This is a genomic window from Nocardiopsis lambiniae (genome assembly GCF_031845465.1).
In the GTDB taxonomy this organism is placed as follows: domain Bacteria; phylum Actinomycetota; class Actinomycetes; order Streptosporangiales; family Streptosporangiaceae; genus Nocardiopsis; species Nocardiopsis lambiniae.
The window spans coordinates 21,157-44,267 of sequence record NZ_JAVREP010000028.1 but is presented as its reverse complement, the minus strand read 5'-3'; the positions used below and the strand labels follow the sequence as shown (position 1 = coordinate 44,267).

Here is a 23,111-nt window from a genome sequence, read left to right as displayed (position 1 = left end):
CGCGGACCGGGGGTCACAGGGTGCGACCGTGCCCGTCGCCGACCGGTCCGAGGGTGCGGCGGATGCGCGCGACCATGCGCGGGTCGGCGAGCAGTTCGTCGACCAGGACCGGTTCGCCCTCGCCGTTGGTGAGCGGGATCCGCCAGTTGGGGTACTCGGTGGAGGTGCCCGGCTGGTTCTGCATGCGCCGCTCCCCCACCATGTCGGTGAGGGCCACCCCGATCATCCGCGCCGGGGTCTCCATGAGGTAGGCGTGCATGGCGGTGACCACGGCCGCCGGGTCGGTGAGCGGGTCGGCGTCGGCCTCCAACAGCCCCAGTTCCACGAGCAGGGCGCGCCAGCGCTCCACCCGGGCCTCGGAGTCCTCGCGTTCCTCCTCCACCGGGCGGGTGAGCAGACCCAGCCGGTCGCGGAGGTCGACGTGCTCGGCGGACAGGAACGACGCCACCGGGGGCAGGTCGTGGGTGGCGACGGTGGCCAGGCAGTCGGTACGCCAGTCCCCGGGCGGGCGCGGGGTGCCGTCGGAGTCCTGCTCGAACCAGAGCACCGAGGTGCCCAGGACACCGCGATCGGCGAGGTGGTCCCGGACCCACGGTTCCACCGTGCCCAGGTCCTCGCCGATGACGACGGTGTCGGTGCGCTGCGCGGCCAGCAGCAGGCTGCCGACGGTCCCCTCGTGGTCGAAGGTGATGTAGGTGCCCTGGTCGGCGGAGGCGCCCTCGGGCACGCACCACAGCCGGAACAGGCCCATGATGTGGTCGATGCGCACGCCACCGGCGTTGCGCAGGGCCTGGCCGAGGATCTGGCGCAGCGGCCCGTAGCCGAGCCGGGCCAGGCGGCGCGGGTGCCAGGGCGGCTGTCCCCAGTCCTGTCCCAGGCTGTTGAACTCGTCGGGTGGCGCGCCCACGTGCAGGCCCTGGACGAGGGCGTCGCCGAACATCCAGGCGTCGGCGCCGCCCGCCTGCACACCGATGGCCAGGTCGTGGACGACGCCGATGTCCATGCCGCCGGCGCGGGCGGTGCTCTGGGCGTGGGCGAGCTGTTCGTCGAGGATCCACTGGAGCCAGCGGTGGAACTCCACCAGGGGCCAACGGTCCAGGGCGGCCCGACCGACGGCGTCGTCGGTGACGTCGCGCAGGCGCGCGGGCCAGACGCGATGGTCGGAGCCGTACTCCTCCGCCAGCGCCGACCAGGTGGCGAACTCGACCAGGGGCTGCCCCTCGCGTTCGAGGTAGGCGCGCAGGGCGGCCTCGCGGCCCGGGGCCCGAGGGACCTGGAAGAGGATCTCCAGGGCGGCCCGTTTGGCCTCCCAGACGGCGTCGCGGTCGAGGAGGTCGGCGGTGCGTCCGCGTTCGCGCAGGGGACGGGCGAGGCGTTGGATCCCCTCGCGTTGGGCGGGGTCCAGACGGGCGTACTCGGGGACGTCCTCGATGCGGATGTACAACGGACCGGCGTAGCGGCGGCTGACCGGAAGGTACGGGGAGGGCTCCACCGGGACGATCGGCTCGGTGGCGTGCACCGGATTGATCAGCATGAAGTCGGCGCCCAGGTCGCGGGCGCTCCAGTCGGTGATCTCGGTGAGGTCGCGCAGGTCTCCGATGCCCCAGGAGGCCCGGGAGCGGACGCTGTAGAGCTGGGTCATGATGCCCCACAGGCGCGGGTTCTCGCGCAGGGCGGAGGGTTCGATCCGGTGCGGGACGACCAGCAGGGGCGCGTCGTGTTCGACGCCGCGGTAGACGACCCTCAGCGTGTGCACGCCCAAGGGCAGCCCCTGGTCGAAGGGCAGGAGTGATCCGTCGGCGGTCTCCACCGTGCTGCGGGCCCCTTCGGGGAGCACGGGGTCGGGCGCCTTGCCCTCGCGGACCACGACCGCGGGCGGGAGCAGGCCCCGTTCCGGGTCGGGCGGCCCCTGGGCCGGATCCGCGCCCAGGGCGGCCAGGACATGGCGGATGACATCGAGGTCGACCGGGACCCGGCGGCCCCGCCAATCCTCGTAGCTCGTCGCGACACCGTACTGCTCGGCCACACGGGCCAGCTGAACGTCCCTCACAGAAACCGATCATGCCCTACAAAGAGCCCCGTACACCGGAAGGACGGGCCGGTGCCGGCCGGCGCCCGCCCGTTTCCGGCCCCACCGTGGGGAGAGGGGCGCGTTCGCGTCGTCCTGGGTCCGGCGCGTCGCGGCTTCCCGGTTGACGTTCCGTCCGCCGAGAGGCCATACGACCGGTCGTATCGATAATCGGATGGCCCTTCGCCCGGGCCCTCCGCATAATCTGGGGTGTGCTCGCGAACTATCGGCGTCTCTTCGCCGTCCCCCATGTGCTGTCCCTGTTGGTCTGGTCCCTGACCGCGCGTTTCCACACCCCCGGCCTGATGATCGCGGTCACCTTCCTCGTGGTGGACTGGACGGGGTCCTATTCGTTGGCGGGACTGGTCGCGGGCGCGTTCACCCTGGGCATGGCGTTGGTGGGGCCGCTGCGCGGACGGATGGCCGACAAGGGCGGCACCGATCGGCTGACCCTGGTGTGCGGTGCGGTGTTCACCGTGGGGCTGTTGGCGCTGACGGTGCTTCCAGGGTCGCTGTGGTGGGTCTCGATCCCGCTGGCGCTCGGTACCGGCCTGTTCGGCACCCCCGCGAACCAGATCGTGCGGGCCCTGTGGCCGCGGCTGACCCGCGGCCCGGAGCGGCAGGCGATCTACGCGGCCGAGGCCACCACCCAGGAGTTGCTGTTCGTCTTCTCCCCGATCCTGACGGCCGGCGTGGTGGCGTTCGCCGGACCCCGTTGGGCGCTGGCGATGCTGGCGGTGCTGTCGTTGGCGGGGACGCTGGGGTTCGCCCTCGCGCTGCGCCGCGCCGGGGTGACCGGACCGGCGCCCCTGGAGGTGGCCTCGGGTCCGGTGCCGGCCGGACCGCGACGGAGCCTGCTGCGCGATCCCGCCCTGCTGGTCCTGTTCGCGATGTGCATGCTGATGGTCAGCGGGATCATGGGCGTGGACCTGGTCATCGTGGCCTGGGCCAACGAGTTGGACGCGCCGTATCTGGTCATGGTGCTGGCGTCGGTGTGGGCGCTGGGCTCCCTGGTGGGCGGCGCGATCGCGGGCGGTCTGCGCGGACGGCCGCGGCTGGTGCGGCGCTCGCTGGCCTCGGCGGCGGGTGTGGCGGTGCTGTTGCCGTTCGTGCCGCCGTGGGCGGAACTCCCCACACCCTTGTGGGTCACTCCGCTGCTGTTCCTGTCCGGTTTGGCGATCGCACCGACGCTGGCGGCGACGATGGGCCGGTTGGGCGATCTGGCGCCGGCGGCCCGACGGGCCGAGGCGTTCGGATGGATGTCGACGGCACTGGGCGTGGGCGGCGCGATCGCCGGACCGCTGGCCGGTGGGCTGATCGACCTCATGGGGATCGCGGGCGGGGTCCTGGGGGCGACCGTCCTGGTGACGGTGGCCGCGTTGCTGAGCCCGTTCGTCCCGGAGACGCCGGCGGAGGCCGAGGAGACCGTGATCGGCCCGGTCGAGCGCGTCGACGACCGACCGTGAGGATGTGCGGTGGCCTCCCCGGCAGGTGTGACCGACCGGCTGTCCTTAACGGGATTCGTCAGCCTGTTCGGGGAAGCCACCGCACGCGACCGGACGGGCGACCGGGTCCGCTCAGTCGTGCCAGACCGGGGGAACCCGGTCGGCCCAGGGGCGGGCCCGTTCCAGTTGCGCGGACAGCGAGAGCAGGAGCGGCTCTCCGCCGATCCGACCGGTGATCATCGAGCCCAGGGGCAGGCCGTCCGGTGAGTGGTGCAGGGGCACGCTCACGGACGGCTGACCGGTGACGTTGTACACCGACGTGAACGGGGTGAACGCGGTCATCAGCCGGAACTCCTCCTCGGGTCCGCCCCCGGTGAAGTGCCCGATCGGCACCGGCGGCAGGGCCAGGGCGGGAGTGACCACCGCGTCGTAGGGGGCGGTGGCGGCGAGCAGGGAGCGCGTGCCCTGTTGCAGCCGTGCGGAGGCCGCGATGTAGTCCGGGACGGGGAGGGACCGGGCGCGTTCGCGGAGCCACCGGTTGAGCCGGCCGAGTCCGGGTTCGAGGTCGGGGGCGAGGGCGAACGCCGAGGCCATGGCGGCCCAGATGACGGCGAAGTCGTCGGAGAAGGTGCCGCCGAAGTGGGCGTCGCCGGGTTCGGGGATCTCCTCGACCTCGTGGCCCAGGTCGGCGAGAAGGCGCAGCGTGGACTCGTGGGCCGCCAGGACGTGGGGGTGGACGGGCAGGCCGGCCGATCCGGTGTGGGCGTAGTGGCCGACGCGCAGCCGTCCCGGCTCGCGTTCGACGTGGTCGGCGAAGCCCTCCCCGGGCGGCAGGGGCGGGGCGGTGTAGTAGTCGCCGGGGCGGTTCCCGGACATGACGTCGAGCAGCAGCGCGGCGTCGGCGACGTTCCGGGTGAGCGGCCCGCTGGTGGACAGGCCGATGAGGTCGGGTTTGACGGGGGCGCCGGAGACCCGGCCCCGGGTGGGCTTGAGGCCGAAGAGGCCGCAGAGGGAGGCGGGGATGCGGATGGATCCGCCGCCGTCGCCGGCGTGGGCGACCGGGGCCAGTCCCGCGGCCACGGCCACGGCGGCGCCGCCGCTGGAGCCGCCCGGGGACAGTTCGGGGTTCCAGGGGTTGCGGGCGGGCGGGGCCACGTCGTTCTCGGTGTAGCAGCTGGAGCCGAATTCGGGGGTGTTGGTCTTGCCGGTGAAGATCGCCCCGGCGGCGCGCAGTCGGGCGACGGTGTCGGAGTCGATGGGGGCGACGTTGTCGACGAGGACACGGGACCCGTAGGTGGCCCGGACACCGGCGAGGAGATCGAGGTCCTTGATGGGGACGGGGACTCCCAGGAGCGGGGGCAGAGTCTCCGGCGTGTCGCTCATCACACGCTTTTCGGCATATCGGGCCTGTTCCAAGGCCTTTTCCGCAATGACCGTAATGTAGGCCCCGTAGGCGGAGTCGTGCCGCTCCATCCGGCGCAGGTAGTGCTCAGTGATCTCACGAGGGGACAGTTCACGACTGCGGACCATCGCGGCGAGCCGGTGAGCCGGAAGGTCATGCATCTGGGTCATACCGACCCAGATTAGCGGGCACGCCAACGGGCACCACCATGATGGATCGAAGTTCTCTGGAGAGATCGACGAAACATCTATCCTTCCCTGCACCTACGGATCGGACACCTCCCGGACCCGAAGAACAAGGGAGGAAAAGTGTGAGAATTAATGCACTAGGACTCGGATATGGATGGAACTAACCTGTCCGACGTGGAATCGGCAACCAGAGTGAACCCGTCGCCCAAGAGCCCGGAGCCGCAGAGGCCCGAGGATCTCTTTTTCCCTAACAAAAAGAAACAAAAGGACATTTCGGGCAGTAGGGCACTGTACGGAGCCCTCAAGGACAACGACTCCGCCCGCAAGTGGGCCGTACGCACCGCCATCGCCGCCGCCGTGGCCGTCGTGGGTGGTCTGATCACGTCCGATTGGCGCATCGGTGCGACCCTGGGGCTGGGCACCCTCGTCGGCATCACCGTGCACCGTTCCCGACGCGAATCGGAGATCCCGCGCTGGCGCAAGCCCTCCGCCGCGCAGCGCAAGACCGAGGTCCAGCTCAAGGTGATGAAACAGCTCGGGTACAAGATCCTCCACGCCCGCTCGGTGCCCGGCGGCAACGGCCAGATCGACCACTTCATCGTGGGACGTCGCGGCGCGTTCGCCATCGACTCCGAGTCGTGGGACAAGCGCCTGCCGCTGCGCAACAAGCTGGAACAGCTCTACCACGGACGCTTCAACAAGAACGATCGCATCGACGAGGCGCTGGAGGAGGCCAAGCGCGCCGAGGAACTCATCAGCAAGGAGCTCGGCCGCGAGATCAAGGTACGCGCCTCCCTGGCCATCTACGGCCCCGGCATGCCCTGGGACAGCCACCGACTGCGGGGGGTGGACATCATCTCCGGCACCAAGGTCCGCAAGTGGCTGCGCACCGGCCGGGACCGCCTGACCGAAGAGGAGATCGACGACATCTTCCGAGCCGCGGAGCGGGTCCTACCGCCCCGCCCCTGACGCACGAGTCGACCGGCCCGGCAGGACCACAACGTCGTGGTCGCCGGGCCTCACCTGTGTCCGGGGCCGATCATCGGGGCCCGAACAGGGCGGATTCCACCCTCCGTCTCACCATGCGGATACACCGTCTTCACCCCTGAGACCGCGAACGCGCCGAAGTGGGACTACCATCGAGGGGACACACCCGCAAGGAATGGGAGTCCGCGCCATGCCACCCCTACGCTCACGTACCGTCACCCACGGCCGGAACATGGCGGGAGCACGCGCTCTCATGCGCGCCACCGGCGTACAGAGCGAGGACTTCGGCAAGCCCATCGTGGCCGTGGCCAACAGCTTCACCCAGTTCGTCCCCGGCCACGTGCACCTGCGCGAGGTCGCCGACGTCGTCGCCGACTCCGTGCGCGCCGCCGGCGGCATCCCCCGCGAGTTCAACACCATCGCCGTCGACGACGGCATCGCGATGGGCCACGGCGGCATGCTCTACTCGCTGCCCAGTCGCGAGCTGATCGCCGACGCCGTCGAGTACATGGTCAACGCGCACTGCGCCGACGCCCTGGTGTGCGTGTCCAACTGCGACAAGATCACCCCGGGCATGCTGCTGGCGGCGCTGCGCCTCAACATCCCCACCGTGTTCGTCTCCGGCGGGCCGATGGAGGCCGGCAAGGTGACGGTGGTCGAGGGGACGGCGACCACCGTCAAGAAACTCGACCTGATCAACCCCATGATCGCCGCGGCCGACGAGAGCGTCTCCCAGGCCGAACTGGACGAGATGGAGGAGAACGCCTGCCCGACCTGCGGTTCGTGCTCGGGCATGTTCACCGCCAACTCGATGAACTGCCTCACCGAGGCGATCGGGCTGGCCCTGCCCGGCAACGGCACCGTCCTGGCCACGCACACCGCTCGCCGGGCGCTGTACGAGGACGCGGGGCGCCTGGTCGTGGAGGCCGCCGAGCGCTACTACGGGAACGACGACGAGTCCGTCCTGCCGCTGTCCATCGCCTCCCCCGCCGCGTTCGGCAACGCCATGGCGCTGGACGTGGCCATGGGCGGGTCCACCAACACGATCCTGCACCTGCTGGCCGCCGCCACCGAGGCCGGTGTCGATTTCGGCCTGCCCGAGATCGACGCGGTCTCCCGCCGGGTGCCGTGCCTGTGCAAGGTCGCGCCGAACACCGAGAAGTACCACATCGAGGACGTCCACCGGGCCGGCGGCATCCCCTCCATCCTGGGCGAACTGGCGCGCGGTGGGCTGCTGGACACCTCTCTGCCCACCGTGCACGGCAAGACCGTCGGCGAGTACCTCGCCGAGTGGGACATCACCTCCGACACCGTGCTGCCCGAGGCGGTGGAGTTGTTCCACGCCGCCCCCGGCGGGGTGCGCAGCACCAAGGCGTACTCGCAGAGCACCCGCTGGGACACCCTGGACACCGACCGGGAGAAGGGCTGCATCCGCTCCGTGGAGCACGCCTACACCAAGGACGGCGGTCTGGCGGTGCTGTTCGGCAACCTCTCCCCCGACGGCGCGATCGTCAAGACCGCCGGCGTGGAGGAGGAGCTGTGGACCTTCTCCGGCCCCGCCAAGGTGTTCGAGTCGCAGGAGGACGCCGTGGCCGGCATCCTCGGCAAGCGGATCGAACCCGGTGACGTGGTGGTCATCCGGTACGAGGGCCCCAAGGGGGGTCCGGGCATGCAGGAGATGCTGTACCCGACGAGCTTCCTCAAGGGGCGCGGGCTGGGCAAGGCGTGCGCCCTCATCACCGACGGGCGTTTCTCCGGCGGCACCTCGGGGCTGTCCATCGGGCACGCGTCCCCGGAGGCCGCCGCCGGCGGCGACATCGCGTTGGTCGAGGACGGCGACATCATCAGCATCGACATCCCGAACCGGGGTCTGGTGCTGGAGGTGTCGGAGGAGGAGCTGAACACCCGTCGCGAGCGCCTGCTCAAGGAGCTGGGCCGGTTCCAGCCGCGCGACCGGCAGCGGCCGGTGACCGCGGCCCTGCGCGCCTACGCGGCGATGGCCACCTCGGCCTCCACCGGCGCGGCCCGCGACGTGTCCCAGATCGAACGCTGACCGCCCCTCCCGGGGCGGCCCCGAACGGGCCGCCCCGGGAGCGCACGCGGCCGGGACGACGGGATCGCGGCGATCGAGGGACCCGCCCGCCGGGGAGGGGACGCCCGCGGTACCGGCACGAGGGCCCGGGTTCCCCGGTCCACGGGCCACCGGGTGGGGGGACGAGGCACCGAGCCCTTCCTCCCTCGGTGGACGACGGACCTCAGGAGCAGCAGCCGCCCCCGCAGCATCCGCCGCCGGAAGCCGGGGCGGGCGAGGGGGCCCGTCCGCCGACGGCCACCGTGGACAGCAGCCGCACCGTGTCGTCGTGCCCCTGGGGACAGGCCGCCGGGTCCCCGGACGCGGCCATCGGACGGGAGAGTTCGAACGTGTCGCCGCACTCGCGGCAGCGGAAGTCGTATCTGGGCATGCTCCCAGGATACGACCGCCCTCACCCGACGAACGGATGCGGCATCAGCGCTCCCGGACCCGTGCTCGAAGAAAAGCCGCCCCCGGCGGCCCGTCAAGAGCGCGCCGGGGGCGGCGGGAGGCGGATCGGGGCGGGACGCTCGGTCCCCGCACCGCCGGTTCGTGCCGTCCGAGGGTGTCAGGCGGCCAAGTGCGCCATGTAGGGCTCCCACTGTGGATCGCCGTGCAGGTCACCGTTGATCAGGCGCCAGTGCGGTCCTTTGGGCACCTTGGGTGTGACGTGCAGTTCCCAGCCGAGTTCGTCCAGGAACTTGTCGGCCTTGCGGTGGTTGCAGGGCTTGCACGCGGCCACCACGTTCTCCCACACGTGCGCGCCGCCACGGCTGCGCGGGATGACGTGGTCGATCGTCTCCGCCTTCTTCCCGCAGTAACCGCAGGTGTGCCGATCCCGACGCATCAGCGCCACCCGGGTGAGGGGCACCCTACGGCTGTAGGGGACGCTGATGTAGCGCCTGAGCCGGATCACCGACGGCACCTCGTAGGAGTGTGTCGCCGAGTGGAGCAGCATTCCGGCCCCATCGCGATGGACGACCTCCGCCTTCTCCCGGAGCACGAGCAGGATCGCCCTGCGCAACGGCAATGTCGTGAGTGGTTCGAAACTGGCGTTGAGCAGCAGCACGTGCCGGCGGGCGGTGCCTGGACCGCCCTCCCTGCCGCGCGCGGCGCTCATCGCGTCACCTCGGACGTCGGATGCGACGACCGTGTCTCTTCCCCGGCCAGCCGTTCGGCCAGCCAGGAGACCTCCTTGTGCACCGATCCCCTGATCGGTGGCTCCGTACGCCTTGCCACACGGACCTCCCGGTGGTCCCGCCGAGTTGCGTCCCGCATTCAGTGTGCGCGGTGGAGAGGCTTCGGCGCCACCCCAATTTCTCTCGCGCCCCGCGCGAACCTGCTGTTATCGCTATTCCTGGTCATAATGCGCACTCCCGAAACCACGTTTCATGTTCCCGTCACACACCAAGCCCGGGGAAGATAGCGGTGGATAGAGTGCGAAGCATGCCTGAACTCCGCTATCCGTCGGCCGAACGTCTCGACCTCGTCGAGACCCTGCACGGCCATCCCGTCGCCGATCCCTACCGGTGGTCGGAAGACCCCGAATCCGCCGCGACCAAAGAATGGTCCGCCGCCCAGGACGCCCTGTTCGCCGAGCTCGCCGCCCGTCTGCCGGGCCGTGACCGGTTCGCCGAGCAGGTGCGCGCCCTCATGGGGGCCGGCAGTGTCGGCTCCCCCGTGTGGCGCGGCGACCGCCGTTTCTCGGGTCGGCGGACCGCCGACCAGGAGCACGCCGTCCTCTACGTCCGGGACGGCGAGGGACCGGAACGGGTCCTCGTCGACCCCGGCGCGCTGGACCCCGAGGGACTCACCACGTTGGACGCCTGGAAGGTGGACCCCTCCGGGCGCCTGCTGGCCTACCAGTTGTCCGAGGGGGGGAACGAGGAGTCGGTCCTGCGGGTCATGGACGTCGACACCGGGGAGATCGTCGACGGCCCCATCGACCGGGCGCGGTACAGCCCCGTGGCCTGGCTGCCCGACTCCTCGGCGTTCTACTACGTGCGCCGACTGCCCCCGGAGCGGGTGCCCGACGGGGAGGAGGACTACCACAGGCGTGTCTACCTGCACCGGTTGGGCACCTCGACCGACGAGGACGTCCTGATCTTCGGCGAGGGCCGTGACAAGACCGAGTACTTCGGGATATGGGTGAGCCGGGACGGGCGGTGGCTGGCCCTGAACGCCTCCAAGGGCACCTCCTCGGCCACGGACCTGTGGTTGGCCGACCTGACCCGGAGCGACATCGAGGCCCCCGCCTGGGTGGCCCTCCAAGAGGGCGTGGACGCGTTCCTCTCCGCGCACGTGGGCCGGGACGGGCGGCTGTACCTGTTCACGGACCGGGACGCTCCGCGCGGGCGGCTGTGCGTCGCCGACCCCGAGGAGCCGGAGTTCGGCACCTGGCGGACCCTCGTCGACGAGGCCTCCGACGCGGTACTGGAGGACTTCGCGATCCTCGACGGCCCCGGACTCGAACGACCCGAACTGATCGTCTCCTGGACCCGGCACGCCATCGGCGAGATCACCCGGCACGACCTGGACACGGGCGAACTCCTGGGCACCCTGCCCCTTCCCGGCCTGGGCAGCGTCGGTGGCCTGCTGGAACGCCCCGAGGGCGGCCACGAGGTGTGGTTCGGCTACACCGACAGCACACACCCCGCGTCGGTGTACCGCTACGACGCCGCCAGCGGTGAGGTGGACCTGTGGGAGCGGGCCCCCGGCACCATCGACCTGCCCGAGGTGCGGGTGGAGCAGGTCCCCTTCACCTCCGCGGACGGCACCACCGTGCGGATGCTGGTGGTGTCGCCCGCCGCCCCCGCCGAGGGCCCGCGGCCGACCATCCTCTACGGGTACGGGGGTTTCCGGATCTCCCTGACCCCCGGCTACTCGGCGACGACCCTGGCCTGGGTCCGCGCCGGCGGCGTGTACGCCGTCGCCGGGCTGCGCGGCGGCCTGGAGGAGGGCGAGGAGTGGCATCGCGGCGGCATGCTGGCCGACAAGCAGAACGTGTTCGACGATTGCGCAGCCGCCGCCGAACACCTCATCTCCACCGGGACGACCGCCCCCGACCGCCTGGCGATCATGGGCGGCAGCAACGGGGGACTGCTGGTCGGGGCGATGATCACGCAGCGGCCGGAGCTGTTCGCCGCCGCCGTGTGCTCGGCGCCGCTTCTGGACATGGTCCGCTACGAGCGGTTCGGGCTGGGCCAGTTGTGGAACGTCGAGTACGGCAGCGCCGACGACCCCGAACAGCTGGGGTGGCTGCTGGGTTACTCGCCGTACCACAACGTGCGCGAGGGGACCCGGTATCCGGCCACCCTGTTCACCGTGTTCGACAACGACACCCGGGTGGACCCGTTGCACGCCCGCAAGTTGTGCGCGCAGTTGCAGTGGGCGACCTCGGCGGCCCTGGAGGAGCGCCCGGTGCTGCTGCGCCGTGAGGCCGAGGTCGGGCACAGTGCCCGTTCGGTGAGTCGGAGCGTGGAGCTGAACGCCGACCAACTGGGCTTCCTCGCCCACCACCTGGGGCTGCGCGTCGACTGAGGCCGTCCGGCGGGCCGGTCCGCGTGATCGGCCCGCCGGGTCGTCGACGTGGGTCCGCTCTCGGTCGTGGGAGAGCAAGGACACAGGTGCTCGGGGCACCGGGCCGGGTGCCGTCGCATCGGACCCTGGGAGAATCGGAGTCGGCCCCACCCCCGCAGATCCACGAGAGGACACAGGACGTGACACAGATCGAGGAGTCCGCGGGCGCCGGCACGGTGACCGGGCCACGACGACACGTACACCTGGCGCAGGTCCGCTACGCCGACCTGGACCCGCAGCATCACGTCAACAACGTCCGGATGCTCACCTACCTGGAGGACGCCCGCGTCTCGTTCCTGCGCTTCAGCGGAGCGGTCGACGGCGAGGAGATCTTCGGGGCCATGGTCGTGGCCCGACAGGAGGCCGACTACGTGGCGCCGTTGCTGCCGCGTTCGGAGCCGGTACGGGTCGAGCTGTGGGTGACCGAGGTGCGCAACGCCAGTTTCTCGCTGGCCTACGAGATCCTCGACGACGAGCGGGTCTACCTGCGGGCGCGAACGGTGCTCGTGGGTTTCGACGTGGCGAAGCAGAGCGCCCGCCGGTTGAACGAGGTCGAGCGGGCCTTCCTCCACGACTACATGTAGCCGGCCCGGCGGCGGTATCGGCGGACCCGGCCCCGCGAGGCGGGCGGAGCCGCCGGTTCGAGGGCGTGGGTGGGCGGTTCCAGCGCCACGGCGGCGGAGCCCGCGGTGCGCCGGGCGGGTAGTGCCCGGGGAGAGGGCCGATGGCGGCCCGGTGGACCCTCCCGGGAGGGTTCGGGCCACCCGGGCGCCCCGGAACGGGGACCACCCGGGGGGCATGGGTCCGAGGGGTCTCCGTGCGCTCCCGGAACACCGGCGCCGCCCGGGGACGGGCGCCACCGGCGCGGCGCCCCGGGAGGCGGGTTCACCTCAGGGAGATGGTGACGATCTCGCCGTCGTCGTCATCGTCCTCGGAGGACACCGAGACACGGGTGGGGTCGGCGACCGCCGGTGCGGCCACCTCCTCCGGGACGTTCACCATGCTGTGCGCCGCCATCACCATGTACTCCCACAACTGCCGTTCCAGCACCTCGGGCAGGTCGATGGAGTCCACGGCGGCGCGCATGTGCTTCAGCCACAGGTCGCGTTCGGTGGATCCGATGCGGAACGGGAAGTGCCGCATCCGCAGCCGGGGGTGGCCGCGCAGGTCGTTGTAGGTGTGCGGGCCGCCCCAGTACTGCATGAGGAACAGCCGCAGCCGCTCCTCGGCCGGACCCAGGTCCTCCTCGGGGTACATGGGCCGGAGCACGGGGTCGTCGGCCACGCCCTCGTAGAACCGGCGGACCAGGCGGGTGAAGGTCTCCTCACCGCCTACGGCCTCGTAGAACGTCATGCGCACGGGCTCCTCGCCCGGGCTCTGCTGGTCATCGCGCGCGGAAGTCATCGCCCCTAGGGTATGCGACGTTCCGAGGGCCTTCCCGGGGGCCGAAGGGCCCGAATCGGTTTCCTCCCCTCCCCCGGGGGAGGGGATCGCGGGACCACCGATCGGTGGTCCGAGGCCCGCGCCTCGTCACGGGTCGCCCCGTGGCCTTCGCGTACGGAACGGGGGCCGTGGGACCGGTCCCGGTCCCACGGCCCCCGTGCGCGATGGCCGGGAAGGCTAGTCGCGGGTGAGCTTGCGGTGGGTGACCGCGTGCGGACGCGCGGCCTCCGGGCCCAGACGCTCGATCTTGTTCTTCTCGTAGGACTCGAAGTTGCCCTCGAACCAGAACCAGCTGGCGCCGCCCTCCCAGGCGAGGATGTGCGTGGCGACGCGGTCCAGGAACCACCGGTCGTGGGAGGTGATCACGGCGCAGCCCGGGAAGTCCAGGAGCGCGTTCTCCAGCGAGCCGAGGGTCTCGACGTCCAGGTCGTTGGTGGGCTCGTCCAGGAGCAGCAGGTTGCCGCCCTGCTTGAGGGTGAGCGCGAGGTTGACGCGGTTGCGCTCGCCGCCGGACAGGACACCGGACTTCTTCTGCTGGTCGGAGCCCTTGAAGCCGAACGCGGCGACGTAGGCGCGGCTGGGGATCTCGACCTTGCCGACCTGGATGAAGTTCTCACCGTCGGAGATGGTCTCCCAGACGTTCTTGGAGTCGTCGATACGGCCCCGGTACTGGTCGACGTAGGAGATCTCGACGGTCTCGCCGACGTTGATGGCGCCCTTGTCCGGGGTCTCCTCGCCGACGATCATCTTGAACAGCGTGGTCTTGCCGACACCGTTCGGGCCGATGACACCGACGATGCCGTTGGGGGGCAGCGAGAAGCTGAGGTCCTCGATGAGGACGCGGTCGTCGAACCCCTTGGTGAGGTTCTTGACCTCGACCACGGTGGTGCCCAGGCGGGGACCCGGCGGGATCTGGATCTCCTCGAAGTCCAGCTTGCGGGTCTTGTCCGCCTCGGCGGCCATCTCCTCGTAGCGCTGGAGACGGGCCTTGCTCTTGGTCTGGCGGGCCTTGGCGTTGGAGCGGACCCACTCCAGCTCGTCCTTGAGGCGCTTGGCCTTCTTGACGTCCTTCTGCCCTTCGACCTTCAGGCGGGCCTGCTTGGTCTCCAGGTAGGTGCTGTAGTTGCCCTCGTAGGGGTAGAACTGACCGCGGTCCAGCTCCAGGATCCACGTGGCGACGTGGTCGAGGAAGTACCGGTCGTGAGTGATCGCGATGACCGTACCGGGGTACTTGGCCAGGTGCTGCTCCAGCCAGTTCACACTCTCGGCGTCGAGGTGGTTGGTGGGCTCGTCGAGGAGGAGCAGGTCGGGCTGCTCCAGCAGCAGCTTGCACAGGGCGACGCGGCGCTTCTCGCCACCGGAGAGCATGGTGACGTCGGCGTCGCCGGGCGGGCAGCGCAGCGCGTCCATCGCCTGGGCGAGCTGGCTGTCCAGGTCCCAGGCGTTGCGGTGGTCGAGCTGTTCCTGGAGCTTGCCCATCTCTTCGAGCAGGTCGTCGGAGTAGTCCGTCGCCATCTGCTCGGCGATCTCGTTGAAGCGGTTCAGCATCGCCTTGGTCTCGGCGACGCCGTCCTCGACGTTCTCCAGAACGGTCTTGGACGAGTCGAGTCGGGGTTCCTGGGCGAGCAGGCCGACCGTGAACCCGGGCATGAGGCGCGCCTCACCGTTGGACGGCTGCTCGATGCCGGCCATGATCTTCAGAAGCGTCGACTTACCCGCACCGTTGGGGCCCACGACACCGATCTTGGCTCCGGGCAGGAACGACCCCGAAACGTTGTCCAGGACGACCTTGTCGCCGTGCGCCTTGCGCACGTTGTTCATGGTGTAGATGTACTCCGGCATGCCTCCCAGCCTAGGGCGTCGGGGGAGATGCCCCCGCCATCGTGGGGGCGGAGGGGCCGACCCGCGCCCCTCCGCGCCGGGTCACTCCCAGGGGCCCTGCTCGGGGGCGGACCCCCGCCACCGCTCCACCGGCAGCCCCCAGGCCAGGGCGCGGCCCATGAGCACGGCCATGGAGTATCCGGGGTCGGCGGCGAGGGCGGTCTCGACGGCCGCCATGGCGAGCGCGTCGTCACCGTGCTGCCAGGCGGCGACCGCGGTCAGCGCCGCGGGGGCGGCCCGGCGCCGTGCGGGCAGGTGCCGGGCGACCCGGGCCCACAGGTCGCGGTGGAGGAGGGCGGTGCGCTCGGTGATGGCGGCCCAGGCCCGATCCCGGATCCGTAGGTGCGCGAGGTGGACGCCGAGCCAGGCGATCTCCTCGTACCCGCGGATCCCGTCGCCGTCGCGCTCGGCCTCGATCGCCTCGCGGACCGCGCCGAACCCTCTGCGGACCAGCGTCGTCTCCGGCATCTCCCGTGCCCGCCGGTCGACCTCCTCCGCGAGGGCGTCCATGGCGGCGCGGGCCTCTCCCCTCACGGGGGTCAGCAGTCCGCGGACACGGTCGAGGTCGGCCAGGGCGACCCGCAGGGGGCGGGCCGGTGCGATCCCGCGCAGCACGGCCCCGGCGGGCACCGGCGAGCTGTCGATGTCGACGACGGTGCCGCCGGGCGGACAGCAGGAGGGAGAGACACAGGTGTAGGACCAGTAGCGTCCGTCGGTGACCCGCAGCGCGTCGATGATCGCGACCCCGCGCTCACGGGCGGCGAGCAGGAGGGCGTCCACGTAGGGAGTGACGAGCCCGGGCGGTCCGTAGGCGACGACGAGCAGCCCTCCGCACCCTTCGGCGACCGCCAGGTCGACGGGCGGCCGGGCGCGCTCGGCGGGTGTCAGGTGCCGATGGGAGCCGTCCAGCGCCCCGCAGAACGCCGCGTGCACGCCCGCCCCCTTGGCCGCCAGCACCACGATGCCGGGGTCGGGCGGCTCACCGACGATGTACGGCATGCCGGCGATGATGTCGATGGGGCTGCGCAACGCCAGCCGCCCGCCCACCGGCACGCGACCCTCCGCGTGCCCGTCGTCGCCGGGCCCGTTCCCCTCCCCCGGGGCCGGACCGGGCCGCTCATCCGTCCCCGAGAGGCCGTCCACCGTGCCGCCGCCCTCCGGGACGGGGGAACCGGCGTCCGCGTCGTCGGTCGGCGGGGGAAGGTCGTCCGAGGCTCCCGGGGCGGGTCGTGCTCCCCGGGGCCCCGGGGCGCCCGGCGGGTGAGGGGTTCCCGGGGCGGAGGGCGACGCCTCCCTCCCGGGCGGGCGCGAACCTTCGGAGGCGTCTCGGGTCGGGGGGCGGTCCCCCCTCGGGGAGAGACCGGTCGGCGAGGCGGCCTCACAGGACCCACCGATGCCCGCCCGTGCGGAAGCGGGCGGGCGATGACCGTCGGGGGGCGCGTCCGTGGGCGGTCGGGGTGCGGGGATGGGGGGTGCGGGGATATCGACGCGACGGCGGAGGGGGAGACGGGAGTCGTCGGAGGCGGAGGGGCGAGCGGAACGATCCTGGTGGAAGTGCATACCTTCACGGTGCGTGACCGGACGGCCGCGCGCAATGGGTGCCCGCCGCCTGTGGAAAACCCCGCTCCACGCGAACGGCGGGCCCGAGGGGCCCGCCATCGGCGTTCGTCAGGCCTCGATGATGCCCTGCGGTCCCGCCTGGTCGGGTGCCGGACCCGTGCCCTGGCTCTCGCGCGGTTCCGGGACCTTGCCGTCCGTCTTGGAGCGCCCGCCGGGCAGGCACACCCGGTTGCGGCCGGTCTCCTTCGCGCGGTACAGCGCCAGGTCGGCGGCGGTGAGCAGCTCCACCAGGTCGTTGCCGTGGTCGCCGATGACGGCCACACCGATCGACACCGTGATGGACACCTGCACCCTGTCCACCGCGATCTCCATGCAGCCCACCTCGATGCGCAGCCGCTCGGCGGCCTGCCAGGCCTCATCGACGTCGGAGCCGGGCAGCAGCACCACGAACTCCTCCCCGCCGAACCGACCCAACAGATCGGACTGGCGCAACTGCTGCGAGATGGTGGTCGCCACCCCCAACAGGACCTGGTCGCCGAAGAGGTGTCCGTGGGTGTCGTTGACCCGCTTGAAGTGGTCGATGTCGATGATCAGGACCGCCGACCGGCCGCGCGCGGCACGGGAACGGGCGATCTCGATCGACGCCTCCTGCTCCCACGTGGGCGCGTTGAGCAGCCCGGTCTTGGGGTCGGTCCGCGCGGCGGTCTGCAACTGGTGGTAGAGGAGGCTGCGCTGGAGCAACAGGATCGGGGGGACCGCGATGGGGAGCAGGAACAGGGAGATGTGGACCAGCACCGCCACGGTGATCCCGACGCAGATCTCGACGACGTCCACCAGGAGGGACTCCCGGTCCCACAGCGGGGGCAGACCGTGCCGGGAACCGCTGCTGATCCGGAGCGCCAGGGAGACGAGGAAGGTGTTGAGGACGGTGAACACGATGCAGCAGCCCAGGGCCGTGAGCACACCGGGGGCGGTGGCCAGTCGCTCGGACACCTCGGCGACACCGCTCAGGCCCTTCATCAGGTCACCGGCGACGAGGGTGTGCCAGGCCACCGACACGAGGAATCCGGACAGGCCCACCGCGGCCGCGTTGAACACCCGCCGGTACACCAGGGTCTGCCGGGTCCGCCGCTGGAGGAGGAGGAAGATCGGGATCGGGATGATGAACGAGTAGACGGGGGGCAGCAACAGGACGACCGGGAACCACCAGGCGCCCAGCAGGTCGCGGTTGAGTCCGGCGTGCTTGGTCGTCCCCAAACGGCGGCTGCCCTCGACACAGACCGCGGCGCCGGCCGCGAACACCGCGAAGGCGACGAGGTCCATGACGGAGAGGGCGGTCATCGCGAACGCCACCCCGAACAGGAACAAAGCGCTGACCAGGAGCAGGGACATGTAGACGATGAGCCCGGGGGGCTCTTGGAGGAACGGCCAGCGCGGCCGATCCTCGGTGGGACGATCAACCGGCACCGTCGGCCTCTCGGAGATGCTCACTCCAGCGCCCTTCCTTCACTCTCCACTCTGTGATCCCTCTCTCGCACCGTTCCGATCGGTTCACCACCCCTCACGGTTCTCCCTTCGACGGGCTTTTCTCGCCCGGCGTTCCCTTACAGTGCCACCCGGTGATGGTGCCTGGGTAGACGTGTGACCGAAGAGTTGACGATCTCCCGGATGGCCAGGCGCCACCACCACACTTTACATTACTTTGAGTAATAGCTTAATTGCTTTATGTAGGAACCTTGGGGTGAGGGGCCCAGGGCGGGGTACTCCGTTCCATCGGGCCCCCTTCGGGGGGTTGGCCGCGACGGAGATCTGAGGCATTCTGCTCTGAGGTCCGGAGGTCGCTCTACCACGATGGAGAGCCTCCGTCCGGTCCCCGGTTTCCCGTCCCCGGAAATCCGCCTCCCTGAGATCCGAAGGAGTACAGATGGTCGGCAACGGTGTCATTTGGGTGTGACCCCCACCTGCCCATGGCACGGGGCCCGAAGGGGGCGGCTTGATGCCACGCCCTCCGGGCCCCGGGCCTCACGGGTGATCGCGCCGGGCGGTCACCCCGACGTTCACTCCTCCGGTGCCCGCGCCACCTCGTGGGCGGCCCTGAACGCCCGGTAACGGGCCAGTTCCGCCTCCATCGGCTCCACCACGCGCGCCACCGCGATCTCACGGACCTTGACCTGCGCGGCCCGTTCCACGTCCTCCCGGCGCTGCACGGCGGCCACCTCCACGAGGTTGCCGCACCCGACGCCGGTCAGCCATCCCACCGCCAGGGCGGCGGCCACCAGCGCGGCGGCGTAGGCCACGAACACCGCGTCGTCGAACATCGGGACGCCGGTGATACCCCCGCCCAATCGACTCACCAGCGCCACGACCGCCCATGCCAGACCGATCCCGGCCACGGCCAGCAGGGCGAACTGCACGGACCTGGCCACCCGCCACCACGACGGGCTCTGGTCGGGGTCTCCCACGGCGGAGGACACGGCCCCGCCCAGTTCGGCGGGCAGCTCGGCGACCGAGGTACGGGCGGCGGCCCGCATCCGGCGTCGCCACGGCGCGGGCATCTCCTCGGAGACGGCGTCGGCCGCCTCCGAGAGCACCGTCTCCAGTTCGGCCTCGTGGGCGTCCACGGGGCCGCCGAGCACCTGATCGCCGTCCTTGCGCAGGAAGTCGAGCTGTACGGCCGCCAACGGGTCCTTGCGCAGCCGGGCGGCCCGGCGCGCCACCGGCCAACCGACCCGGCGGCGGCCCCGGCGAACGTCGTTGGCCTCGACGGCGTCCGCGACGGCCGCGACGGCGGCGGCCCCGGCCAACCCCTCCTGGACGCGACCGCGCACCTCGGCGGAGACGGTCTCGGGGATCTCCTCGTCGCCGATGTGCTCGGCGAACGGGACGACGATCCGGTCCAGGTCGGCGACCAGCCGGTCGACGAGGGCGCGCCGGTCGCGCACCGCCTCGGCGAGGAACTCCTGGAGGTCTCGGACGCCCTGGCCGGTGAGGGTCGAGGTGGTGAGCACCCGCGGGTGCACCCCCGACTCCGATTCCAGCAGGCGGCGCAGGTCGGTGAGGAGCTCCTTGAGCTCGTCGGGTTCGACCTTGTCGACCTGGTTGAGCACCGCGACGGTGACCGCGCCGTGCCCCGCCATCTTGGCCAGGTAGCGGTGGTGGACGGCGGCGTCGGCGTACTTCTGCGGGTCGAGCACCCACACGAGCAGGTCGACCGAACCGATGAGCCGGTCGGCCTCGGCGGTGTGCGCGCTGCGGACCGAGTCGTGGTCGGGCAGGTCCAGGAGGACCAGGCCGGTCAGCTCGGAGTCACTGGAGTCCAGGACGCTGGTGCGCGAGTGGCGGTAGCGGGTGGGCACCCCGAGCCAGCTCAGCAGGGCGTCGGCGCCCTCGTGGCCCCACACGCAGGCGTGCGCCTTGGACGTGGTGGGCCGGGTGATGCCGGTCTGGGAGAGTTCCAGCCCGCACAAGGCGTTGAACAGCGACGACTTACCGCTGCCGGTGCCGCCGGCCAGGGCGACGACGGTGTGCTCGGCGGACAGCCGCAACCGGGCACCGGCGTGGTCGAGCAGTTGTCCGGCCCGGGAGAGGAGTTCCTGGGGCAGGTCGCCCTGACCCAGTTCCACCAGGGTGGACAGGGCATCGAGCCGCTCGATGAGTTCGGCGCGGCTGGTGTGCCTGGTGTGCTGCCAGGAGTCGTGGGTGGTGGGCCGGTACTCCTCGTCCGGGTCCACGACCCGGAAGGAGCCGGAGACGGCGGAGGGCCCGGGGACCCGACGGGGCAGCGGGGCGTCCTCCTCGTCCGAGGACGCGTCGGGGACGCGGTCCCCCTCGGCCTCGATCGAGGGTTCCTCCGGGTGGACGACGGGTTCGGGGGCCCGGAGACCGGTCTCCTCCTCCGTGGCCGGTCCGGCGAGCAGATCGGACCCGGTCGCCGGGGCGTCCTCGGGAACGCGCTCCCCGATGGTCTCTTCGGCGGCCTCGGAGACCTCCGCGGCCTCCACGTCGTCGGTGGCCCCGGGGGCGCGTTCGACCCGGGCACGGCGGCCCGCCGGCGGAACGGCCGCGAAGGCCCCCGTCGTGGTGCTGCGCCCGGCGATGCGGGTGTCGTCGGCGGCCTCGGCGAGGCTGCCGACCCACCCGGCCAGACCGTCGGGGTCCTCGTCGGCCCCCTGTGCGCCGGGCCGGGCGTTCCGGGGCGGCGCGGAGGCGCGCGCGTGACGCCCGGAACCGCGCTGGGAGGGCCGTGGGCCGGTCCCACCGTCCTCCGCCGCGCCCTCCTCGTCCTCGGAGGCCTCGGGCACGCTCGCCCCTCCCCCGCGCGCGGCGGTGCCGGACGGGTCGGGGTAGGCGGAGATCCCGTCGTGAGCGGGCTCGTCCGCCTCCCCACCGGAGTGGGCGTGGTCCGGATGTTCGGGGACCGGCACGGTGTAGCCGCGCCACGGTCCGCTCTCCGGTTCGGAGGAGGCCCCGCGGGGGGCGCTCCCTTCCCGTGCGTCGGTGGCGTCGGGGTCCCCGTGCGTCTGCCCGGGGTTCCACTCAGTCGTCATCGTGCTATCTCAAGGTTGTACGTGGCCTGGTAGAGCTGGACGGCGGCGTCCTCGGAGGGGATCTCCGCCGACGCCAGCGCGGCGTCGAAGGGGATCCGTTCCCGGTCGAGCAGGCCGTTGACGCGGCGGATGAGGTTCTCCCGCGCGTTCGTGCCGATGCTGCGCAGTGACTGCGCGCCGAACAACCCTTTGAGCAGGCGTTGCGGAGAAGGGCCGGAGGGCTCCGCGGCGTGCGCGCCGCCCCCGGAGCGGGACCGCTCGTAACCGAGCAGGTCGATGATGAGGATCAGGGTGACGATGTCGCGATCGAAGGTGACCAGTCGGGCGACGGAGCGTTTGGTCGCCCCGGCCTCCCCGGTCATCTCCGCGATGTCGCGCTGCCACTCGCCGATCTCCTGGCGTATCTGCTGGACCAGCAGGCCGGTGCCGGGCCGGTTGAGAGCCCGGGTGGCCAGTTCGTCGCCACCGGGGACCTCCCGCCAGACCCGTTCGACCTCCTCGGAGGCGCGTTCGCAGGAGGAGACCACGAGGGCCTCCAGGGAGTCGCGGACGGCGCGTTCCAAGGCGGCCACCCGCTGTCCCCGTTCGGCCTGCTCGGCCCGGCCCGCCTTGCGGGCGCGCTTGCCGCGCAGGCGCAGGCTGCGGGCGAGTTCGCCGCTGGCGGCGACCTCCTGCCACCGGGCCATCAGGGAGCCGCGCAGCAGCGAGCCGTCGCTCAGACCCGTGCCGATCCGCCCGCGGGCGTCGGCGTAGGCGGTGTCGACGGCGGTGGTCATGACGCGCCCCGCCTCGATCTGGGTCTCCACCTGGCGTGCCAGTTCGGGGACCCGGGTGCGGAAGCTGTCGATGACGCCGATGAAGGTGCGCCGGGACACCCGGTCGCGCTGTTCGGCCTCACCCGCCACATCCGCGAGGAAACCGCGGATGTGGTCGGCGACGTTGGAGGTGAAGCGCTCCCCCTGGATCTGGTCGGTCTCCGGGATGGCGAACCGGGCCGCGGCGCCCAGACCGTTGGCCTCCAGCATGGCGCCGAAGTGGTCCAGGAGTCGGCGGCGCCCCCGGCGCGGCACCCGGGACAGCACGACCGCCATGGAGGTGTCCCGGTCGCGGGCGACCTGGAGGAACTCCCACACGCGGGCGTCGGCGTAGCGGCTGCTGGTGGTGACGAACACCCACAGGTCGGCGGCGTCGAGGAACTTGGCCGCGAACTCGTGGTGGGCGGCCACCGCCGAGTCGACGTCGGGGGTGTCGAGGAGGGCCACGCCGGGCGGCATGGCCTCGGTGGCGGCCAGGACCAGCATGCCGTCCTTGCCCGGCATGGCCAGGCCCTGCTGGCGCACGCGGGGGAGGGACGGGATGAAGGAGGCCTCGCTGAACCAGTCCACGTCGGCCGGGTTGCACGCCAGGACGGGGCTGTTGGTGGTGGGCCTGCGCACGCCGGTCGTGGTGACCTGCTCCCCGACCAGGCTGTTGACCAGGGTGGACTTTCCCGCCCCGGTGGACCCCGCGACCGCGATGAGCAGCGGGATGTCGGGACGGCGCACCCTGGGCAGCACGTAGTCGGTGAGCTGTGCGAGCACGTCGGCCTGGAGGACCCGCCCCTCCTCCGCCCCGGGGAGGTCGTCGGCGAATACGAGGTCCCGGATCTGCTTGCGCAGTGATTCCAGCACCTGCTCGAACCGATCGTCCTCCGGAGCGGGGGCGCGGTGTTTGGCGGGTCCGGCCGGAACGGGGACGGTGGGCCCCCGCCGGGCCTCGTTGATGGCCCGGGGGTCCTCCTCGGGCAGCGGTCCGGGGCCCTGGGCGGGCTGGTCGGAGGTGGCGGCCGGTCCGGTACCGAACCGATCCGCGGGACCGGAACCGGTGGTGTCCGGCGCGGCCGACGGCCGGGTCATGATCGGTATGCCCTCCTCATCGGTGCTGACGGTTCCCTCCGGGTG

The 23,111-nt window shown here is 71.6% G+C and carries 15 protein-coding genes; 5 read left to right on the top strand and 10 right to left on the bottom strand.

Going from position 1 to position 23,111, the window contains the following annotated elements; genetic code table 11:
• Nucleotides 1-13: 13 nt before the first annotated feature.
• On the bottom strand, nucleotides 14-2,050 hold the full coding sequence (gene malQ, locus RM479_RS25665) for a 4-alpha-glucanotransferase (RefSeq protein ID WP_311514270.1): 2,037 nt from the start codon (nucleotides 2,048-2,050) through the stop codon (nucleotides 14-16).
• Between the two features lie 230 nt (nucleotides 2,051-2,280).
• On the opposite strand from malQ, the gene RM479_RS25660 reads away from it, so the two are divergent.
• Nucleotides 2,281-3,534, top strand: coding sequence for an MFS transporter (locus tag RM479_RS25660; RefSeq protein ID WP_311514269.1), 1,254 nt, complete (start codon nucleotides 2,281-2,283; stop codon nucleotides 3,532-3,534).
• Nucleotides 3,535-3,645: 111 nt separating this feature from the next.
• Here the strand turns inward: RM479_RS25660 and RM479_RS25655 are convergent, their stop codons facing one another.
• Complete coding sequence (locus RM479_RS25655) at nucleotides 3,646-5,085, bottom strand: amidase (protein WP_311514268.1); 1,440 nt, start codon at nucleotides 5,083-5,085, stop codon at nucleotides 3,646-3,648.
• Nucleotides 5,086-5,277: 192 nt separating this feature from the next.
• Between RM479_RS25655 and RM479_RS25650 the strand changes: the two genes are divergently transcribed.
• A complete protein-coding gene (locus RM479_RS25650) occupies nucleotides 5,278-6,072 on the top strand; it encodes a nuclease-related domain-containing protein (RefSeq protein ID WP_397223162.1) in 795 nt (264 codons plus the stop codon).
• A 208-nt stretch (nucleotides 6,073-6,280) separates the two neighbouring features.
• Nucleotides 6,281-8,143, top strand: a complete 1,863-nt coding sequence (gene ilvD / locus RM479_RS25645; protein ID WP_274809065.1) for a dihydroxy-acid dehydratase — start codon at nucleotides 6,281-6,283, stop codon at nucleotides 8,141-8,143.
• A gap of 202 nt (nucleotides 8,144-8,345) precedes the next feature.
• On the opposite strand, the gene RM479_RS25640 is transcribed toward ilvD, so the two are convergent.
• A complete protein-coding gene (locus tag RM479_RS25640) occupies nucleotides 8,346-8,552 on the bottom strand; it encodes an FmdB family zinc ribbon protein (RefSeq protein ID WP_274809064.1) in 207 nt (68 codons plus the stop codon).
• 177 nt (nucleotides 8,553-8,729) lie between these two features.
• Entirely contained in the window at nucleotides 8,730-9,230 is a 501-nt protein-coding gene (locus tag RM479_RS25635) for an HNH endonuclease (RefSeq protein ID WP_274809105.1), read from the bottom strand.
• Between the two features lie 377 nt (nucleotides 9,231-9,607).
• Between RM479_RS25635 and RM479_RS25630 the strand changes: the two genes are divergently transcribed.
• Together RM479_RS25630 and RM479_RS25625 are read left to right on the top strand one after the other, a co-directional pair.
• A complete protein-coding gene (locus tag RM479_RS25630; RefSeq protein WP_311514266.1) occupies nucleotides 9,608-11,701 on the top strand; it encodes a prolyl oligopeptidase family serine peptidase in 2,094 nt (697 codons plus the stop codon).
• 179 nt (nucleotides 11,702-11,880) lie between these two features.
• On the top strand, nucleotides 11,881-12,324 hold the full coding sequence (locus RM479_RS25625) for an acyl-CoA thioesterase (RefSeq protein ID WP_311514265.1): 444 nt from the start codon (nucleotides 11,881-11,883) through the stop codon (nucleotides 12,322-12,324).
• Between the two features lie 301 nt (nucleotides 12,325-12,625).
• Here the strand turns inward: RM479_RS25625 and RM479_RS25620 are convergent, their stop codons facing one another.
• The 6 genes from RM479_RS25620 to RM479_RS25595 form a co-directional block, all read right to left on the bottom strand.
• Nucleotides 12,626-13,144: a globin gene (locus RM479_RS25620; RefSeq protein WP_311514264.1), complete on the bottom strand. Its 519-nt coding sequence runs from the start codon at nucleotides 13,142-13,144 to the stop codon at nucleotides 12,626-12,628.
• A gap of 216 nt (nucleotides 13,145-13,360) precedes the next feature.
• Nucleotides 13,361-15,025 (bottom strand): energy-dependent translational throttle protein EttA, encoded by a 1,665-nt coding sequence (ettA, locus tag RM479_RS25615; RefSeq protein WP_311514263.1) that lies wholly within the window; start codon nucleotides 15,023-15,025, stop codon nucleotides 13,361-13,363.
• 81 nt (nucleotides 15,026-15,106) lie between these two features.
• Nucleotides 15,107-16,117, bottom strand: a complete 1,011-nt coding sequence (locus RM479_RS25610; protein ID WP_311514262.1) for a DUF4192 domain-containing protein — start codon at nucleotides 16,115-16,117, stop codon at nucleotides 15,107-15,109.
• Between the two features lie 615 nt (nucleotides 16,118-16,732).
• On the bottom strand, nucleotides 16,733-18,115 hold the full coding sequence (locus RM479_RS25605) for a GGDEF domain-containing protein (protein WP_311514261.1): 1,383 nt from the start codon (nucleotides 18,113-18,115) through the stop codon (nucleotides 16,733-16,735).
• Nucleotides 18,116-18,681: 566 nt separating this feature from the next.
• Nucleotides 18,682-21,171 (bottom strand): GTPase, encoded by a 2,490-nt coding sequence (locus tag RM479_RS25600; protein ID WP_311514260.1) that lies wholly within the window; start codon nucleotides 21,169-21,171, stop codon nucleotides 18,682-18,684.
• The gene (locus RM479_RS25595; RefSeq protein WP_311514259.1) at nucleotides 21,168-23,066 is read right to left on the bottom strand and encodes a dynamin family protein; all 1,899 of its coding nucleotides are present in this window, start codon (nucleotides 23,064-23,066) and stop codon (nucleotides 21,168-21,170) included. The genes RM479_RS25600 and RM479_RS25595 overlap by 4 nt, the downstream gene beginning before the upstream one ends.
• Nucleotides 23,067-23,111: the final 45 nt, after the last annotated feature.